The sequence below is a fragment of the Hydrogenophaga sp. 5NK40-0174 genome, from assembly GCF_040372165.1.
Taxonomy (GTDB): domain Bacteria; phylum Pseudomonadota; class Gammaproteobacteria; order Burkholderiales; family Burkholderiaceae_C; genus Hydrogenophaga.
The window spans coordinates 283,709-302,663 of the sequence record NZ_BAABWG010000002.1 but is presented as its reverse complement, the minus strand read 5'-3'; the positions used below and the strand labels follow the sequence as shown (position 1 = coordinate 302,663).

Below are 18,955 nucleotides of genomic sequence, written 5' to 3'. Positions count from 1 at the left end.
TCATGCACGCTGAAGCGCCTGGCGCAGCTCGGAAGCCAGCGCCGGCCGCAATTCCGCATGCAGGTGACGACCCACCTGGACCGAGCGCGCGCCGGAACGCACCTCGATCAACGGATGCCGCCCTTCCAGCGGAACCACCTGCACCCAGCAGCTGTCGAATTCCGAGCGATGCACCTGCCCCGCTACCTCCTGCTCCACCAGGAGGCGGCCATTGGCCAGATGGATGCGCTCTCCGTCAGCCGCGTGTCGGGCATACACCAGAAAGGCGATGCCCAGCGCCGTCAGTTCCAGAGCGGCAAATGGCGCCACCAGAGGCGCGCCAAAGAACCAGAAAAAGCCTGAGACCGAGACAGACACCGTGCAAAGCATGGCAAACGTCCACCCCAGCTGGGACGGTGTTACCGAGCAATTGCGGCGCAATGTCCATTGCAGACCGCCATCAGTTTCCTGCGCGAGACTGCGTCGTTTCGTGTCGAGACCCATCCTGAACCACCGCTCAAGGAAACGCCGGACCATAGGCCCGGCGTTACAGGGGCGTTACCTGCAGGCACGACCCCCGAAGAGTTTGATCAATGTCAATTGTAGCGGCGGAAACCCGCATTGCTACAGGAAAACCCGACGAAATCGCATTGCGGAACAGACAGACTGGGGTATACGGGCCGCTTCCATGGCCCACAGCACCGTGGCAACCCGCATGGAATCAGGCCTCAGGCACTTTTTTGGCCCAGCATCCGACGCATGTCGGCCAAACTGATCGACGCGTCTCCCCGCACCGGCTTGCTGGTCCGGTAGGCATGCCCATACACGACTTCGAAGCGCAACTTCAGGCGATGATCCTCGCCGCTCGACAGATTCTGGGCCAGTGAACTCTCTAGGCTGGCCCGCCATTGCCGGCCTCGCAGCCCGCGGAAACGCGCATTCGACAGATTTCGCCCCAGTTCTCGCAGCTCGGCCAGCATGGCCTGTGGCGACGACCAGGACAGCTCAATGTGCTCCATGTCCATCACAGGTTCCGCAAATCCCTCATGAACCAGCATGTCGCCCCAGTCGTGCATGTCGGTAAACATGTGCGCTGGCTGCCCCCAGCCCGCCTTGGCGTAGATGCTCCGCAATTCACCGAGCGTGTCGGGTCCAAAGCACGAGAACATGACAAAACCACCGTCATGGAGGTACTGGTACCACCGGGACATGAGCTCCCGGGGATCGGGCCACGCATGCAAAGCCATGTTGGCCCAGACCATGTCCACTGTCTGCCCGGGTTCCGCCACTTTGGGCCCCCTGGGTCCCAGCAGTCTTCGCCACACACCTTCTTGTGGCGAAAGGTGGCGTTGCGCCGCACGCGGGTCGCCGGCGTCTTCGATCAGGCATTGAGCCGCACCAAGCGCTTTTTGCACATCCGCATGACTTTCCAGCCCGCCCAGCCGCGGCTCCCAGTGCAGCCAGCTCTGGGGCAGTGTCTTGAACCACTGCAAGCGCCCGGACATGCGCCGCCCCACCTCTTCATGCAGCCAAGGACTTTGTGCGCGATTCATGCTCAGCCACCTGCGGGCAGCCAGAGCATCGAGAGAAGGAGGAGATTCTTGACCTGAGGGTTTCGGCACGGTGTAGAGGTAACCCAAAGGGTTGACACAAATGAAGGGAAGGCAAGCCCAAGGCGGCTGGATGCTCAGTATATTGGCCCGATGCTCTCGAGGTGGCGCCAATGGCTAATGCATCTTCCGGTGGTGTGCGAGGTTTGCGGCACCTGGCCGTCTGCACCGGTTTGTCCGGCCTGCATGACTCGATGGAGCCAACCGATCGACCGCTGCCGCCAATGTGCTCGCCCCGCCAAGGGGTCGGCGGAAATATGCGGCGAATGCCTGTCGGCCAATGCGTCGAGAACGTCTTCCATTGACTGCTGCATCGCTGCCGTCGACTACGCCTACCCATGGCAACAACTCATGGCACGGTTCAAGTTCCAGTCGGAACCGGGCTGGGCAGAGACCTTCGCTCACATGATCTGGCATGCACCAGGCGCCGCAGACCTGCTGCATCGCGCCTCTTGCATCGTCCCGGTTCCCACCTCACGGCAACGTTTGGCCCAACGAGGCTACAACCAATCCTGGCTGATCGCCAAAGCGCTGGCCAGCCGGTACGCCAGGTCTGGTCCGCGACGGATTGACGGCCCGGTCCTGGTCGCGGGGCTTGAAAGCAAACGTGACACCCCGGCCCAGCATCAGCTGGGACGCAAGCAGCGCCTTGGTAACCTCAAGAACGCTTTCGCCCTGACTCAGGCGATGAAAGCCCAGTTGGTGACCAATCCGCAGGCTCGCCTGGTCCTGATCGACGATGTCAGCACCACTGGCACCACGCTGGAAGCCGCCGCCCAGGCGCTCAGACAGGCAGGCGCGACAAGCGTCAGTGCACTGGTGGTTTGTCGGGCGTGAGCACGGTGCGGAGGCGATGACGCTGTACAGTTGGCAACCTTGCCGATCGCTCAACGTTCCTCGTCATGTTCAACATCGTTCTCGTCTCCCCCGAGATTCCACCCAACACCGGCAACATCATTCGCCTGAGCGCGAACACGGGTAGCCAGCTACACCTGATCGAACCGCTGGGGTTTTCAATGGATGACAAACAGTTGCGCCGTGCCGGGCTGGACTATCACGAGTTCGCCCCCGTGCGGCGGCACAAAAACTGGGAACAGTTCCTGACAGACGAGAAACCAGAGCGTGATCGCATGTTCGCCATGACGACCAAAGGCCAGCAGGCTGTACATGAAACGAGCTTCCTGCCCGGCGACTGGCTGGTGTTCGGCGCTGAAACCAGCGGTCTCTCGCCAGAACTTCGCGCTTGGTTCCCCGCATCGCAATGGCTGCGTTTGCCTATGCGTGCGGGACAACGCAGCCTCAATCTGTCCAACGCGGTGGCGGTGGTGACCTACGAGGCCTGGCGTCAGAACGGCTTCGAGCAGACAAAGTCGTGAAACTCAGCACCAAAACCAAGAAATCAATGGGCTGGTACCAACCGGTACTATTTTAAAGAGATAGTATTCAGTTGCAGAAAAAAAACCCATCAGGAAATGCTTGCGGGGAGGCAGTGGACAAAAAGCGTACACTCGCGACCAATTGCCATGATTCAAGGTATCTCACGCGTTCTTCAAACTGGATTGCTGCCCGGCACGAGGCACTTCAGGAAGCCGCGCCCGCGCGATCTGATCGTCATGCAGGAAGCCATGAAGTCGTGCATCGAAGACTGTGAAGGCATGCAGGCGTTGAAGCTGCGCCATCGCATCGAGAAATCACGCACAGCCAAAGAGCTCTGGATGCTTCGCAATGACGCATTCCAGCTGGTTTCGCACCTGCACAGCCAGGCAGAAGCCGCCACGAGAATCAATGGCCTGATCGAGATATTCAAGGGCTGGGTGGACCCCCGCCAGTTGACCCGCATCGGGTAGGCTGCCTCAAAGGTACCGCCTGAACCCGCCTCCCGGACGGCTCCCGGCCGTCACTCCGAAATCAGCCGCAGTGGCTGCGTCAGGAGCCAACGTCAGGGGTAACGACGAGAGATGGACTCCGCCACGCAGGCTGGCTTGTCACTGCCCTCGCGTTCTACCGTGACCAGCCAGGTCATTTGCACGCCGTCATTGGCGATCGGCTCTGCCGCTTGCAGTTTCAGGTGCGCCCTGACACGGCTGCCCACCGGCACGGGTGAGGTGAAGCGCACCTTGTTCAGGCCGTAGTTCACGCCCATGCCTGACTCTTCCACTTTGATGGCGTTGTCAAAAAAGCGTGGGATCAGTGACAGGGTGAGAAAGCCATGCGCAATTGGCGCCCCGAATGGCCCCTTCCTGGCCCGCTCCACATCCACATGGATCCACTGGTGGTCACCAGTGGCTTCGGCAAACTGGTTGACTTGCTCTTGCGTGATGGAAATCCAGTCGCTGACAGCGACGTCCTGACCCACGCAAGCGGCGAGTTCTGAGAATGTCTGGAAGGTTTTCATGGGATGTCACTCTATCGGCTGGCCGCCAGAGGACTTGTCGAGCCGGGGACATGGCCCTGCCGGAAAGACACTCACGCGCTGGTGGCCAAGTCGGCGCAGGGGCTGGCTAGCTGTCCAGCCATTGGCAAATGCCCTGCCACTGCTCAAGGTCCGTGGCGACACGCCCAGGCGCCACGTCAAACAGGGTCAAGCCTCTGGCCGCCAGATGAATGTAGTTCTGCGTGTTGCGCAGATAGCCCAGCACCGGAAGGTCGAGACCTTCGACGAACTCCTTGAGTTTGTCGGCGGAAATCGTGCGGCCATCGACACGCATGCCGACCAGACCGACGTCGAGCTTGCCTGCCCGTTTGGACTCAGCCAGCTCGTCAAGAAACGCACGCGTCGCGTAAATGTCAAAAATACTGGGCTGCAGGGGCACCAACACCTTGCTGGCCGCCTTGAGAACGCCCTTGAACTGCGATCCGTGCAGCCCTGCCGGGGTATCGAGCACCACATGGCTGACGCCCTTGGGAGGGCGGGCAATTTTGTCGTCGTCCAGTGCCCAATGCTGGATTTCCCGTGCCTGCGGCGGACGGAGGTTCAGCCAAAGGTGTGAGGACTGCTGCCTGTCGGCGTCCCCGAGCATGACCTTGTGCCCGCGGCTGGCGTAGTAGCCCGCTACGTTTGTCGACAGCGTCGATTTCCCTACTCCCCCTTTCGGGTTGGCCACAACGACGACCGGCATAGTGTTCTCCTGACCTCTGTTGTCATGAATTCGACCTATGTTATCGCCCCTTGCCCGGATGGGCCAGCGCAACACCCCCCATGATCAACGAAACGCGTCCCAGAGAAGCTTGATGCCGGTGAGAAACATGCCCAGGTAGATCAGGCGATAGAACAGCGTCGGCTGAATGCGTTTGGCGACCCTCACGCCCACCCAGACGCCCATCGGCGCCAGAGGCAGCAACACCAGTGACGTGAACAGGTTGCGCATGTCGAGCAGACCCAGCCATGCATAGGGCACCCACTTGGACAGGTTGATCACGAAAAAGAAGTAGGCCATGGTGCCGTTGAAGACCATCGGTGTCATCTTCATCGGGATGACGTAAACATTGATGGGCGGTCCGCCGGCGTGGGAGATAAAGCTGGTGAAGCCCGCAGTGGCACTCAACAGGGCGCCCACCCAGCGTGGTGCGGGCTGTGCATCTGCCTTGGGAGGAAACAGCAGCCGTTGCGCGAGAAAGAGCAAGGTCACTGCGCCCACCACGCCGGCCACGATGGGGGCTGGCATGACCGAAAAAAGAGCTGTGCCCACCACGGTGCCCACCAGGCCAAACGGCAAGGCGAAGCGCAGCAATGCCCAGTTGACATGTTGTCGATAGGCCGTGATGCCGAGCAGGTCCATCACCAGCAACACCGGCATGAGGATCGCCGCCGCCTGAGGCACGGTGATGGCCAGCGCCATCATGGGAACGGCCAACGAACCAAAGCCGGCGCCAAAGCCGCTCTTGCTGATGCCCAGCAACAGCACCGCCGGAACGGCCACAGCATAGAACCAGGGGTCGGTGATCAGGTTTTGCACAGGTAAGTCCTCAACGCCAGCACGAAAACGCCCGGTCCAGGCCGGGCGTTGGTTCGAACCTGCCGAGGCCGATCAGACCTTTTCCAGCACCACGGCGATGCCCTGACCGACACCAATGCACATGGTGCACAGCGCGTAGCGGCCGCCGGTGGCGTGCAGCCGATTGACGGCAGTCGTGGCCAGGCGAGCACCACTGGCGCCCAGAGGGTGGCCGAGCGCAATGGCGCCGCCCCAGGCATTGACGCGTTCGTCATCGTCCTTGAGGCCCAGCATGCGAAGAACCGCCAGGCCTTGGGCGGCAAAGGCTTCGTTGAGCTCGATGACATCCATCTGGTCCAGGCTCAAGCCTGTCAACGCCAGCACTTTCTCGGTGGCCGGCGCCGGGCCAATGCCCATCACGCGCGGAGGCACGCCGGCCGTCGCCATGCCGACCACCCGGGCCTTGGGGGTGAGACCGTATTGCCCTGCCGTCGCTTCGTCGGCCAGCAGCAGCGCACAAGCGCCGTCGTTGACGCCACTGGCATTGCCAGCCGTCACGGTGCCATCAGGCCTCACGACTCCCTTGAGTTTGGCCAGCTTTTCCAGACTGGTCTCGCGAGGGTGCTCGTCGGTGTCAAACATGACCGGGTCGCCCTTGCGCTGCGGCACCGCCACTGGTGTGATCTCGCGCGCCAGATGCCCGGCCTTCTGGGCAGCCACAGCCTTGAGCTGGCTAGCCATGGCCATGCGGTCTTGCGCCTCGCGCTCAATCTTGTAATCCGTGGCAACGTTTTCAGCTGTTTCAGGCATGGAATCCACACCGTACTGGGCCTTCATGAGCTTGTTGACGAAACGCCAGCCAATGGTGGTGTCATACACGGCATTGGCGCGACTGAAAGCGCTTTCAGCCTTTGGCATGACAAACGGCGCACGACTCATGCTTTCAACGCCACCGGCGATCATGAGACGAGCTTCGCCCGCCTTGATGGCTCTCGCGGAGGTGCCCAGCGCATCCAGGCCAGAGCCACAAAGGCGGTTGACCGTGGCGCCTGGGACGCCAACCGGCAAGCCCGCGAGCAAGCTGCTCATGTGGGCCACATTGCGGTTGTCTTCGCCAGCCTGATTGGCGCATCCATAGATCACGTCAGTGACCGCTTCCCAGTCCACCTGTGGGTTGCGAGCCATCAAGGCCTTGAGTGGCACGGCCCCCAGGTCATCCGTTCTGACAGACGACAGCGCGCCGCCATAACGGCCAAAAGGAGTTCGGATCGCATCACAGATGAAAGCTTGGTTCATGTCTCTCTTCCAATTTGTCGGATGGTGGGATGAATGAAGCACCGTTGAGGCAAGCCCATCGCCCGGATTCTGGTTCGAGTTCAGGCTCCGGTTCTCGCGATGCCCTGCCTTCACTCGACGTCGAGATATTCGCAAAACCGGACACTTTACCGGTAATTGCGCCCCTGCATGAGCGCCTGGGGGACAATTCCCGGATGTTCAATCCCTCACAAGCCGACGTTCGCCGCTTTTTCTGCGGTGCCTTCGCCAAACAGCAGACTGGCCAGCCCATGGAGGCCATTGAGACACTCGCCGCCCAGTGGATCGCCGAACATCCGGAATATCACCCGGCACTTGGCGATGTGGACAAGGCCGTGGCCGATGTCGGGCAACCCGGGGACGGCAGCCGGGAGAACCCTTTTCTGCACTTGTCCATGCACTTGTCCATCAGCGAACAGTGCAGCATCGACCAGCCACCTGGCATCCGTCAGGCTGTAGAGTTGCTGACCGCGAGGCGCGGCGATTTGCACAAGGCTCACCACGAGGTGATGGAGTGCCTGGGCCAGATGATCATGGAGAGCCAGCGCGCCGGCCGCCCTCCTGACGGGCAGGCGTACATCCAGGCCGTGCGACAACGTGCAACCAAAGACTGAGCCAAGGCGCCCGACACCGATGCAATGGTGCAGAAAACGCGCAAAAAAAACCGCCCCGTTGGGCGGTTTTTTTACGATGGCTTTCGCTCAGATCAACGGAACTTGGACTGCGGAACCGTCTTCATGTTGCCCTGGAGAGAGCCCAGGTAGTTGGCCAGCTCCTTGAGCTCGGCGTTCTTGAACTGCTTGGCCATACCGGCCATGATGGGGTTGGCTCGCCCAACGACATTGTTGCCCTCGACGGTGTACGCCTTGAGTGCAAAGTACAGGTAATCTGGGTACTGGCCCGCAATTTTTGGATAGCTAGGGTCCAGGGGCTTGTTGAAGTTGGCACCGTGACAGGAAGCGCAGTTGCCCTTCTCCAGCAATTGAGCAACGGCAGCGCTGGCCGCAGGCTGTGTCTCTGGCGCCTGACCTTCAGCTTGCGACTCGTAGAACGCTGCCAGATCAGCCATGTCCTGCTCAGTCAGCGAGCCGGCAATACCGCGCATCGACGGGTGCTTGCGCTCGCCCGACTTGTAAGCGGTGAGAGCTGAAACGATGTAGGCCGCAGACTGTCCGCCGATCTTGGGCACCTTGTGGATTTCGGGAAAGCTGTTCTGGTAGCCGACGATACCGTGGCAGCCAATGCACATCTCAGCCTTGCCTTTGCCGGCTTCAACATTGCCGTTCACGCCCTCTGCGTGTGCGGCCACAGCCACGGCGGAAAAGGTCACAGCGGTGACAAGGGTACGGGCGATCTTGGACAACAGTTGGTTCATTTTGCAAGCACAATGAAGTGAGTGATTGATAAAAATCAATCGGCGATTATATAGACTGGACCATCCGCACCCGCTTATTGATAACCCTGAGCGGTCGGATGTTCTGCATCAATCTGCGTTTTTGTGCCATTCCCCAGGCTTCTAGTACCTTCCAAACCCATGAAATTCCAAGGCTCTGAAAACTACGTCGCGACCCAGGATCTGATGCTGGCGGTCAATGCTGCCATCACGCTCAAGCGCCCTTTGCTGGTCAAGGGCGAGCCTGGCACGGGCAAAACCATGCTGGCAGAGGAAGTGGCACAGGCGCTGAATATGCCGCTTTTGCAGTGGCACATCAAGTCCACCACGAAAGCCCAGCAAGGCCTGTATGAGTACGACGCGGTGAGCCGCTTGCGCGACTCGCAACTGGGCGACGAGAAGGTCAAGGACATCAACAACTACATCGTCAAAGGCGTGCTGTGGCAGGCCTTCACAGCTGACGAGCCGGTGGCCCTGCTGATCGACGAGATCGACAAGGCCGACATCGAGTTCCCGAACGACTTGCTGCGCGAACTCGACCGCATGGAGTTCTACTGCTACGAGACGCGCGAGATGATCAAGGCCAAACACCGGCCTTTGGTGTTCATCACGTCCAACAACGAAAAGGAATTGCCCGACGCTTTCTTGCGCCGCTGCTTCTTCCACTACATCAAGTTCCCTGAAGCGGAAACGATGAAGCAGATCGTGGACGTTCACTACCCCAACCTGAAGCAGGATCTGCTGAAGGTGGCCATGAAGACCTTCTACGACATCCGCAACTTGCCGGGTCTGAAGAAGAAGCCTTCCACCAGCGAGCTGATCGACTGGCTCAAGCTGTTGATGGCCGAGGACATTCCGCTCGAAGCCTTGCAGACGGCAGACAACAAGGTGGCGATTCCGCCGCTGGTGGGTGCTTTGCTCAAGAACGAGCAAGACACCAGCCTGTTCGAGCGCCTGGTGTTCATGAACCAAAGGAACCGCTGAGATGACCGCTGCGGTCTCGACGGACCCATTGCCATCCCCCTTGCCCTGGGTCACCTTGACAGGGGAGCAAGGCGCGCTCGTACCACTGGCACATGCCCACCATGACGATCTGTGCGAAGCAACGCGCGATGGTGAGCTTTGGCGCCTCTGGTACACGAGTGTCCCGTCTCCTGAGGACATGGCCGCTGAGATCGATCGACGACTCGCACTGCATGCCCAGGGCAGCATGCTGCCCTTTGCCATTCTCGACACGACGGGCAAGGCGGTGGGCATGACAACGTACATGAACATCGACGCGGCCAATCGACGCGTGGAGATCGGGTCGACCTGGTATCGCAAGGCTGTACAGCGAACGGGACTCAACAGTGAATGCAAGCTGGCCTTGCTGCGACACGCGTTTGAGGCACTCAACTGTATTGCGGTGGAGTTTCGCACCCATTTCATGAACCACCAGAGCCGGCGTGGCATTGAGCGCCTTGGTGCCAAACTGGACGGCATCTTGCGTAGTCATCAGATCAACCGTCACCCTGATGCCGTGGGTTCGCTTCGCGACACCTGCGTCTACAGCATCCTGGCGCACGAATGGCCGATGGTGGAGGCGCATTTGGCGCATCAACTGTCCAAGCCTCGTGCCATCTGAGCCCCGAACGAGGAGGCACTGATCATGCTGATCGACTTTTTCTACACCCTCCGGGCCGCCAAGGTACCCGTCTCCGTCAAGGAGTACCTGACGCTGCTCGAGGCGCTCAAACAGGACGTGGTGGGGCCGACCAACCCGGACGCCTGCACCATGGACGACTTCTACTACCTGGCCCGCACGGCGCTGGTCAAGGATGAGAAGCACTTTGACAAGTTCGACAAAGCTTTTGCTGCCTACTTCAAAGGCGTGGAGCTGATCGCCGACTTCACCAAGGAAATCCCGGCCGACTGGCTGCGCAAGGAGATGGAGAAGATCCTTTCCGAAGAGCAGATTGCCAACGCACCCAAGATGGACTGGGATGAGCTCATGGAGACGCTCAAGAAGCGCCTGGAAGAGCAAAAGGAACGGCACGAAGGCGGCAACAAATGGATCGGCACCGGCGGCACCTCACCGTTTGGCCACGGCGGCAAGAACCCGCGCGGCATCCGAATCGGTGGCAAAGGTGGCAACAAGAGCGCCGTGAAAGTGTGGGAGCAGCGCGCCTACCGCGACTACGACGACACGCAAGAGCTGGGCACGCGAAACATCAAGGTCGCGCTGCGCCGTCTGCGCAAGTTTGCCCGCGAAGGCAACGAGCTGGAGCTGGACCTGCCCGACACCATCCGCAGCACAGCAGCCAACGCGGGCTATCTGGACATCAAGATGATTCCGGAGCGCCACAACAACGTCAAAGTACTGCTGCTCATGGATGTTGGCGGCACCATGGACGAGCACATACACCGGGTGGAAGAGCTGTTCAGCGCGGTCAAGAGCGAATTCAAGCACCTGGAGTTCTATTACTTCCACAACTGCGTCTACGACTTCATGTGGAAAAACAACCGCCGTCGCTTTGCCGAGAAATTCCCGACTTGGGACATCATCCGCAAGTACAACAAGGACTACAAGCTGATCTTTGTCGGCGACGCGACCATGAGTCCCTACGAGATTTTGCAGCCAGGCGGCAGCGTGGAGTACAACAACGAAGAGGCCGGAGCGGAGTGGATTCAGCGTCTGACACACGCTTTTCCGAAGCACGCATGGATCAACCCGGAACCTCAAGGGGTGTGGCAGTATCGACAAAGTATCAGCATCATCCAGCAATTGATTGGTCAGCGCATGTTTCCGCTGAACCTCAAGGGTCTGGAGGACACAATGCGAATGCTCTCTAAATAAGCCCTGCATGCGCCCTTCCCTGCTCTCGGGCCGTGTGGCTGCCACCACACGGCTTTTTTGCTTTCTGACCTGCCTCCTGCCCTTTCAGGCGTGGGCACAGGCTGGCTCTTCCTCGCCTGGTGACAGCGGAAACAACACGCAACAAGCTGTGTCTGCAAGCGGGAGCGAAGAGGCGGGCGAGACCTCGAACAAGCCGCGTTTCGACCTGGCAGTGCAAGCCCCGGAAGATCTGAAGTCCATTCTCGAAAAGCACCTCGAGTTGCAGCGATTCCGATACCTCGAAGACCTGGACGGCAACGAGCTCGACCGGCTGATTCTTGCCGCCCCTGACAACGTGAGTGAGCTGCTGGGCACCCAGGGTTATTTCTCCCCCACTGTCAAGGTTTCGCGAGAGGCAATCCCGCCAGGCGAGTTGGGCGACCTGCCACCCTTGGGCCGGGTTCGCGTCCTTGTGGAGACGGGTCCGATCACGCGGGTAGCCACCCCCAGTGTTTTTTTCACTGGCGAGATTGAAAGTACGGAAGCGGCCAGGCAGCAGCGCGAGACCATTGAGCGGCGTGCGACCAAAGATGCAGGAGAGCGTTTCACCCAGGCGCGCTGGGATGCGCTCAAGTCCGACGCCCTTCGCGAGCTCACCGCTGAGCGGTTTCCGCGCGGACAGATACGCAACAGTCTGAGTGACATCGACACACAGCAGCAGCAGGCCAATTGGTACATCGAGCTGGATTCCGGTCCACGCGTTCGAATTGGCGACGTGCGTGTGCAAGGTGCAGAGCGATACGCCACGACCACTGCAGAGCGCCTGGTCAGGCTGTCCGGCCTCAAGCCTGGCGCGGACTACAGCCTGACCCAGCTGCAGGATGCCCAGCAGAAGATCGCCGACAGCGGCTACTACAGTTCAGTGTTCGCCTACGTGGATCTGGACCATCTGGACAAGGAAGGTGCAGACCCCCACCAGCCTGCTCCTGTCATCGTGCAAGTCAAGGAGAGCAAACCGCAAAAGGTGACTGTAGGTGTTGGCGGCAGCACCAACAACGGTCCACGCTTCTCCCTGGAGCACAACCATCTGAGATTTCCGGGCATTGGCTGGCGCGTCCACAGCAAGTTGCAACTTGAGGACAACGACAGTGTGTTGCAGTCTGACTGGAACGCCCCCATCGAAGAAGATGGCTGGCACTGGCTGACTGGCATCAAGATGGCCAAGCAGCTCGACGACGAAACCACTACCACCAGCTTGCGGCTCAACGCAGGAAAATCCGTCGAGACCGACGACGTTGACCGGCGCTACTTCGTGCAATACGACCGATCCCGCACCTCCAATGCGTCCTCGGCCCTGGCCTCATCCAACGGTTTCGAGTCTGCCCTGTCGGCCAACTATGGCTGGATATGGCGGCGCTTTGACAATGAGCCCTTCCCGGACCGAGGGTATGGGCTGGGCGTCACGCTTGGCGCTGGCAGCACGCTGGGCAGTGACAGCAAGCCGTTCTTCAATACGCAGGTTCGCTGGCTGGGATTCTGGCCCCTCGGTGATTTTGCCGCGGAAGACCTGCTCGCGGGCATACAGTCCGGTGGAGACCGTCCGGTCGACACACGCAGTCGCGACGGACGCATCGCACTTCGAGTTCAGGCCGGTGCCCTGAAAGCAGACAACGCAGCCAGAATTCCCGACACTTTGCTGTACATGACGGGTGGCGACAACACGGTGCGCGGCTATGGCCTGCGCGACATAGGTGTCGAGCTGACTGACGGAACCATTGCCCCGGGACGCTACATGGCGGTGGCGAGCGCGGAATGGCAACGGCCCATTCGAAGCCAGGGCGAGCGCACCGACTGGGAAACGGTCGTCTTTGTGGACGCCGGTGCAGTGGCCAATGACCCGGTGGACTTCAAACCCAGAATCGGCACCGGCGTTGGCGTGCGCTACAACAGCCCGGTTGGCCCTCTGCAACTGGACCTGGCCTACGGTCTGGATGCCAAACGATTCAGAGTACACCTCAACGTGGGGTTCCGTTTCTGATGACGTCACCTGAAACAGCCCCCAGACCATCGCCGACAAGGAGGTTGGCGGCGCTGCTGATGCGCACAGTGGCCGGCCTCCTTGCCCTTGTGATGGTCGCCTTTGTGGCGCTGTGGATCTGGGCAGGGACACAGGACGCCCTGCCCAGAACCATCGGCTGGGCACAGCAATGGCTGAACCAGCAGCCACCCGACGCCGGCATGGGACAACTCAGCGCAGAGGGTGTGCAAGGCAGCTTGCTGAGCGGCGGCAACATCGCTTCCTTGCATTGGTCCGGGCAGGGCATGGACGTTCGCGCAGAAGGCGTTACCCTGACGTGGAACCGAAGCATCTGGTGGGAATTGCTGACGGGCCAGGGGGTTCATGTGGCCGAGCTGAAGGCCAGATCCTTGCTCATCCACGATGGCAGGCCCCCGTCAGACGAGCCTGCACGTCCACTACAAAGCCTGACCCTGCCGATGCCAGTGGGGGTAGTCTTCGACCTTGAAGAACTGAGCTACACGGGCCAGCGGCAGCTCGAATTCGCTGGCATCCGGGGACGGTATGCATTCGGGACGCCAACAGGCGCCGGTGCGAGCCCTTTGACGCACAGACTCCAGGTCGATCAAGTCGAATTTGCCGAAGGCTCATACCAGGCATTGCTCACACTGGGCGGCAATGCCCCCATGCCGCTCACTGCCGAGCTGCAAGCCCGGATTTCCACCGTCGTACCAGACGGAGCGCCGGTGGCAGTCACCTTGTCGGCAAGTGCCAACGGCACGCTGGCCGGTGACGACGCAACGCTGGAGCTGCAGTTCCAGGGAAATGGAACTGCCCGCTCGCCTGAGGCAGAGGCAAGCGAGTTCACAGGCACTGCCGTGATCCGGCCGTGGGCACCACAGCCCATCGCCGAGGCGAACGTGCAACTCAAGGCGGTGGACCTGTCTGCGTACCGCGCAGATGCCCCAGCCACGGACCTTTATGGGCAACTGAAAGTACAGTCGTTGGCCGAGGCATGGAGGCTGTCACTCGACGTGGACAACCGCCGGGCCGGGCCACTTGACCAGAACGCCATACCCGTGCAATCGGTTCTGGCCGAGGTGATGCAGGACGCGTCCGGCTGGACGGTGCAGAGCCTTGAAGCGCAAGCTGCCGGCGGCAGCATTGAGGGCCAGGGGCACTTGTCCACCCGCAACGTTGAGGGGACGACCACCATCGAAGCATGGCAGGGCAACATCAAAGCCCTGCAAATCAAGCCGTCCGAGATCTGGAGCCCCCTGGCCAAAGGTGCTCTCAACGGCCAACTGACGGCACAGGCCGCCCCTGGGCCAGATGCCCCCGACGCCATCGCTGTCAAGGCAAGCATCCTGCCGGCGTCCCGACAGCCCGAAGGCAGTGAACTCGGTGGCTTTCAGCTCAAACAGTTGAGCCTGGACGCGCGTTGGGCACCCGGAGCCGCCTCGTGGGAGATCAAGAAGGCGCGCCTCGACGCGGCTGGCGCTGTGCTTGAGGCTGACGGCGTCATGAGCGTAGATCTGGCTCGATACCAGGTCAATGCAAAGCTGGCCACGCCGGGCAGCAACCTGCGCCTCGACGGACTGTTCAGCCACGGCAGTGGCAAGGGAAACATGGCCTGGAAAGTCAACGATGCGCGGCGATGGATGATCTGGCTCAAAGGTCTGCAAAAGTTGCCTGTCATTGGCAGCTCGGTCGCCACTGCTCTCTCCGGCCAGGAAGACGTCGAGCTGGAAGGCAGCCTGAGCAGCCAATGGGCGTGGCAGGGTGGCCTGGGCGCGCTGGGATTTCCTGCGCCTGCCGAAAACACCCCTGCACCGGCCTGGCCTACCTTGAATGGCAGCCTGGAGGTGCCAAAACTGGTGATCCAATCCAAGGCAGCCGGCGCAGCTGGCTCGAGCAAGCTGGAGGCGTTGCGCGTACAGGCCAGGGGGCCGCTGAACAACCTGACGTTCGACATCCAGGGGGCAGCGGCCAACGCCACCTGGCGCACGAAACTGGAAACCGGCGGCACCATCCAGCTGGCACCAACAGGCCCGGGCGAAGGCAGACTTCGGGCCAGGACGCTCTCCCTGGAACTGACGCAGCCGGCAGGTGAGCCGGACGGGCGCCGACACGACCAGCAGTGGCAACTCGCCAGCGCACAGCCACTGGAGGTGACTTGGCGGCAAAGTGCGCAAGGCAAGCCATCGATCGACGCAGGTGCTGGCCAATTCACATTTTCGCCAACCGGACGCAGTGCACCTGGTCTCAGCGAGCCTCTGCACCTGTCATGGCAAAGCCTGATCTGGGCAGGCGATGCGCTGGAGACGAAAGGCCGGCTGGAAGGCTTGTCGTACCAGTGGATTGAACACCTGGCGTCCCTTGATGGACAAACAGCCCCGACACAGCCTGGCGAGCACGCCACCATCAGTGGCGATCTGATCTTCGACGGCGAATGGGACGTTCGAATCCCCACCGATACGCAGGTGCCGATGCGCTTGTCTGCCAGCTTGCAAAGACGCAGCGGTGATTTGCGCTGGACAGGTGGCGCACACCCGGCAGGCACGGCCAACAGCAGCGCACCCGTGGTAGCCGGCGTAAAAGATGGCCGACTCTCTCTGACGCTTCGGGACAAACTGCTGAGCGCCAATCTGACCTGGGACACGGAGCGCCTTGGCACGGCCAAGGCATCTTTCGAAACAAGGCTGAACCCGGTTTCCGGCGTGGCCTCTTCCGACGAAAGCCTGCTCGATCGCTGGTGGCCCGCCAGCACGCCGATCCAGGGCTACGCCAATGCCCAATTGCCTCAGATCGGCGTATGGTCCATGCTGGCGCCCCCTGGATGGAGGGTGCGTGGCTCGCTCAGTGCAGATGCGACGTTGAGCGGCACCCGCGCAAGGCCCTCCTGGCGCGGCAACATCCAGGCAAAAGACCTCTCCTTGCGATCGGTCGTGGACGGGTTCGCGTTCACCAATGGCGAGCTGCTCGCCAATATCGCGGGCGACCGGATCGAAGTGACCCGTTTCACCCTGCAAGGCCCGGGCGGCGCTTCCCAGGGCGGCACGCTGGAGGCATCCGGAGTGGCCGAATGGCGGGCGGCACCCGAGACCGGGGAACGACAAGCCCATATCTCGCTTCAGGCCAGCGCCCGGCGCCTGCGAGTGTCCACACGTGTGGACAGACGTCTGGTCATCTCCGGCGACATGACAGCGCAGCTGGAGCAGGCCATCCTGAAGTTGCGCGGACAAATCAAGGCAGACACGGCCACTTTTGTTTTGCCTGACGAATCCGCGCCCAGCCTGAGCAAGGACGTCGTGATCCGCATCACCGGTTCTGCGCCAATCAACACAGCAGGCGCACAAACCGTCAAACCCGATGTGGACATGAAGCTTGATCTCGGGAACGACTTCAACGTGCGTGGAAGAGGTGTCGAGACACTACTGGAAGGCACTGTCTCAGTCCGTGCCACTCCATCTGCACCTACGCCCAGAGCCCATGGCGAGGTACGGACAGCCAGCGGAACCTACCGCGCCTATGGTCAGCAACTCAACATCGAAACGGGCGTCTTGAGATTCACCGGCCCGTACGACGATCCAGCACTGGACATCATTGCCGTGCGCAAGCTTCCGGAAAACACGGAGCAACGCGTAGGTGTCCATATCACCGGCAATGCGCAGTCACCCCGTGTGGACCTTTTCTCCGAGCCAGACCTGCCTGTCGGCGACAAGCTGGCCTGGCTTGTACTGGGCAGGCCAGCATCCTCAGCAGGCGCGCAGGCCTTTGTGCTGCAACAGGCGGCCCGCAAGCTGCTCACGAGGGGCGGCCAACCCATGGACAATGAACTGGCCAAAACACTTGGCATCGACGAGATCACATTTGGCACCTCCGAAAGCAGTACGGAGGGTACGGCGGGTGAAGCCGCCGTGATGTTCGGCAAGCGCTTGTCAAACAGGCTGTACCTGAGCTATGAGCAAAGCCTGGCAGGTGCCATGAGCACCGTCTCCATCCTGTACGACCTGTCCAGAAGCCTCACGTTGCGCGCTCGCGCGGGCACGGAGAACGCAGTCGACGTCATCTTTACCCACCAATACGAGTAGCCTTGATCCACCCCTCTACAATAGAGGCCTGAATCCCAAGGGCCGCCATAGTTCAACGGATAGAACGAACGCCTCCTAAGCGTTAGATGCAGGTTCGATTCCTGCTGGTGGTACCAAACCGATAGTCACTTGCGCAAGGTGCGAGAGAGCAAGACAACCGGTGCCAGGCCAACGAGCACCAGGGTCAGTGCAGGCAATGCAGCTTCTCCCAGTCGCTCATCGCGCGCCAGCTGGTACGCCACCACGGCCAGTGTGTCGCTGTTGAAAGGGCGCAGCACCAGTGTGGCAGGCAGCTCCTTCATGACGTCGACAAAGACCAGCAGCATGGCTGCGGCAAGCGAGCGCTTGAGCAAAGGCCAGTGCACACGTCTGGCCAGGTTCAGACCAGTGGTGCCCAGCATGCGAGCGGAATCATCCAGCGAGGAAGGCATACGGCTGTACCCGCTCTGGACAGACTGCAAGGCCACAGCTGTGAAGCGCACCATGTATGCCCACACAATGCCGAAGGCAGTCGCTGTCACCCAGTAGCCCAAGGTGCTCTCAGGGTGCACTGCCTGGATCCACCCCACCGGGAGCAAAATACCCACCACGATCACAGCCCCTGGAATCGCATAACCCAGGCTGACGAGGCGCACGGCAATCCTGCTCGAGGCATCTGCTCGCGTGCGCAGTGCAAAGGCCAGTAGCAGTGCGAGAACGGTGGCCAGTACGGCAGACAGTCCGGCCAGCCAGATGCTGTTTTGCGACCATTGCCAGAAGTTCTGCCAAGGAAGTGAATCCCAGCCGCCGGCCAGTGGCCGCAACATGAACACCACTGGCAGCAAAAACCCAAAAAGGACAGGGGCCGCACACACGCCAATGGCCCACCACGCACGCGCTCCGGTCAACCGGGTGGGCTGCGCCTCGTCACTGCCTGACCGCTGGCCTTTGAGCGCGGCAAATCGCATGCGATTCTGCGCCCGATGTTCAACCCAGAGCAATGCAGCCACGGTGGCCAGCAACACGGTGGCCAGCTGCGCTGCCGCGATCCGGTTGTCCATGGCCAGCCAGGCCTTGTAGATGCCCGCCACAAAGGTCTGCACGCCAAAATAGCTCGACACGCCAAAATCCGCCAGTGTCTCCATCAGCGCCAGTGCCACCCCTGCCGCCACTGCCGGTCTGGCCAGTGGCAAGGCCACTTCGCGAACGCGCCGGGTCAAAGGGGCACCCAGCAGGCGCGCCGCCTCCATCAGCTGGGTCGCGCGTTCGGTCAGCGCAGTTCGCGCCAGAAGGTAGACGTAAGGGTACAGAGTGAAAACAAACACCCAGGCTGCCCCTGGCGTGTTCCTGATCTCGGGAAACACGCGTCCCTGCAAGCCAAAGACCTCCCGCAACCAGGTCTGGAGTGGACCTCCAAACTGAAGAAAGTCCGTGTAGGCATACGCCACCACATACGCAGGCATGGCCAATGGCAACAGCAGCGCCCATTCGAACACCCTGCGTCCGGGAAAATCGAACAGCGTCACGGCACAGGCAGTCGCCATGCCGACGACAGCCACGCCGACCGCCACTGAAACGCAAAGCAAGACTGTTGTGAGTGCGTACGAAGGCAACACGGACCTGGCCATCTCCGCCACCACGGCCTGCGTCTCCGGGTCGACATTCACCCAAGCACCGGCCAGCGTCAGCACCGGCAGCACCAATAGCGCCGTCACCAACACAAGCGAAGCTGGAAAAATGCGGCGGAACATGTGGGACGGGGGCAGGCGCAAGAAAAGGAGACAGAAGACCGCGAGTTCCATTGACCCCAACCCGTATC

17 protein-coding genes and 1 tRNA gene are annotated in these 18,955 nt (G+C 61.0%); 10 read left to right on the top strand and 8 right to left on the bottom strand.

Annotated features, from left to right (window positions below; genetic code table 11):
• Positions 1 to 483 carry a DUF2244 domain-containing protein gene (locus tag ABWV89_RS07035; RefSeq protein ID WP_353395496.1) on the bottom strand — a complete coding sequence of 161 codons (483 nt, stop codon included), beginning with the start codon at positions 481 to 483 and terminating at the stop codon, positions 1 to 3.
• A gap of 224 nt (positions 484 to 707) precedes the next feature.
• Complete coding sequence (locus tag ABWV89_RS07030; RefSeq protein WP_353395495.1) at positions 708 to 1,532, bottom strand: methyltransferase domain-containing protein; 825 nt, start codon at positions 1,530 to 1,532, stop codon at positions 708 to 710.
• Positions 1,533 to 1,775: 243 nt separating this feature from the next.
• Between ABWV89_RS07030 and ABWV89_RS07025 the strand changes: the two genes are divergently transcribed.
• The 3 genes from ABWV89_RS07025 (at position 1,776) to ABWV89_RS07015 (ending at position 3,436) form a co-directional block, all read left to right on the top strand.
• On the top strand, positions 1,776 to 2,426 hold the full coding sequence (locus ABWV89_RS07025; RefSeq protein WP_353395493.1) for a ComF family protein: 651 nt from the start codon (positions 1,776 to 1,778) through the stop codon (positions 2,424 to 2,426).
• Between the two features lie 65 nt (positions 2,427 to 2,491).
• Positions 2,492 to 2,965, top strand: coding sequence for a tRNA (uridine(34)/cytosine(34)/5-carboxymethylaminomethyluridine(34)-2'-O)-methyltransferase TrmL (gene trmL / locus ABWV89_RS07020; RefSeq protein ID WP_353395491.1), 474 nt, complete (start codon positions 2,492 to 2,494; stop codon positions 2,963 to 2,965).
• Between the two features lie 147 nt (positions 2,966 to 3,112).
• Complete coding sequence (locus ABWV89_RS07015) at positions 3,113 to 3,436, top strand: hypothetical protein (protein ID WP_353395490.1); 324 nt, start codon at positions 3,113 to 3,115, stop codon at positions 3,434 to 3,436.
• Positions 3,437 to 3,528: 92 nt separating this feature from the next.
• On the opposite strand, the gene ABWV89_RS07010 is transcribed toward ABWV89_RS07015, so the two are convergent.
• From ABWV89_RS07010 to pcaF, 4 genes are all read right to left on the bottom strand, one after another.
• On the bottom strand, positions 3,529 to 3,984 hold the full coding sequence (locus ABWV89_RS07010; RefSeq protein ID WP_353395489.1) for a MaoC family dehydratase: 456 nt from the start codon (positions 3,982 to 3,984) through the stop codon (positions 3,529 to 3,531).
• Between the two features lie 106 nt (positions 3,985 to 4,090).
• On the bottom strand, positions 4,091 to 4,708 hold the full coding sequence (locus tag ABWV89_RS07005; RefSeq protein ID WP_353395488.1) for a nucleotide-binding protein: 618 nt from the start codon (positions 4,706 to 4,708) through the stop codon (positions 4,091 to 4,093).
• An 84-nt stretch (positions 4,709 to 4,792) separates the two neighbouring features.
• Positions 4,793 to 5,545, bottom strand: a complete 753-nt coding sequence (locus ABWV89_RS07000) for a sulfite exporter TauE/SafE family protein (protein WP_353395487.1) — start codon at positions 5,543 to 5,545, stop codon at positions 4,793 to 4,795.
• 72 nt (positions 5,546 to 5,617) lie between these two features.
• Entirely contained in the window at positions 5,618 to 6,820 is a 1,203-nt protein-coding gene (gene pcaF / locus ABWV89_RS06995; RefSeq protein WP_353395486.1) for a 3-oxoadipyl-CoA thiolase, read from the bottom strand.
• 194 nt (positions 6,821 to 7,014) lie between these two features.
• Between pcaF and ABWV89_RS06990 the strand changes: the two genes are divergently transcribed.
• A complete protein-coding gene (locus ABWV89_RS06990) occupies positions 7,015 to 7,452 on the top strand; it encodes a DUF1841 family protein (RefSeq protein ID WP_353395485.1) in 438 nt (145 codons plus the stop codon).
• Between the two features lie 92 nt (positions 7,453 to 7,544).
• Here the strand turns inward: ABWV89_RS06990 and ABWV89_RS06985 are convergent, their stop codons facing one another.
• Entirely contained in the window at positions 7,545 to 8,213 is a 669-nt protein-coding gene (locus ABWV89_RS06985; protein WP_353395484.1) for a c-type cytochrome, read from the bottom strand.
• A gap of 159 nt (positions 8,214 to 8,372) precedes the next feature.
• On the opposite strand from ABWV89_RS06985, the gene ABWV89_RS06980 reads away from it, so the two are divergent.
• The 6 genes from ABWV89_RS06980 (at position 8,373) to ABWV89_RS06955 (ending at position 17,273) form a co-directional block, all read left to right on the top strand.
• Entirely contained in the window at positions 8,373 to 9,215 is an 843-nt protein-coding gene (locus ABWV89_RS06980; RefSeq protein ID WP_353395483.1) for an AAA family ATPase, read from the top strand.
• A 1-nt stretch (position 9,216) separates the two neighbouring features.
• Positions 9,217 to 9,855: a GNAT family N-acetyltransferase gene (locus ABWV89_RS06975; RefSeq protein WP_353395482.1), complete on the top strand. Its 639-nt coding sequence runs from the start codon at positions 9,217 to 9,219 to the stop codon at positions 9,853 to 9,855.
• Between the two features lie 24 nt (positions 9,856 to 9,879).
• Positions 9,880 to 11,067, top strand: a complete 1,188-nt coding sequence (locus ABWV89_RS06970) for a vWA domain-containing protein (RefSeq protein WP_353395481.1) — start codon at positions 9,880 to 9,882, stop codon at positions 11,065 to 11,067.
• 7 nt (positions 11,068 to 11,074) lie between these two features.
• Positions 11,075 to 13,084: an autotransporter assembly complex protein TamA gene (locus tag ABWV89_RS06965; protein ID WP_353395480.1), complete on the top strand. Its 2,010-nt coding sequence runs from the start codon at positions 11,075 to 11,077 to the stop codon at positions 13,082 to 13,084.
• Positions 13,085 to 13,143: 59 nt separating this feature from the next.
• Positions 13,144 to 17,157 (top strand): translocation/assembly module TamB domain-containing protein, encoded by a 4,014-nt coding sequence (locus ABWV89_RS06960; RefSeq protein ID WP_353395478.1) that lies wholly within the window; start codon positions 13,144 to 13,146, stop codon positions 17,155 to 17,157.
• Positions 17,158 to 17,198: 41 nt separating this feature from the next.
• Positions 17,199 to 17,273: transfer RNA gene (locus ABWV89_RS06955), tRNA-Arg, on the top strand.
• A gap of 9 nt (positions 17,274 to 17,282) precedes the next feature.
• Here the strand turns inward: ABWV89_RS06955 and ABWV89_RS06950 are convergent.
• Positions 17,283 to 18,887 carry an ABC transporter permease gene (locus ABWV89_RS06950; protein WP_353395477.1) on the bottom strand — a complete coding sequence of 535 codons (1,605 nt, stop codon included), beginning with the start codon at positions 18,885 to 18,887 and terminating at the stop codon, positions 17,283 to 17,285.
• Between the last annotated feature and the right edge of the window lie 68 nt (positions 18,888 to 18,955).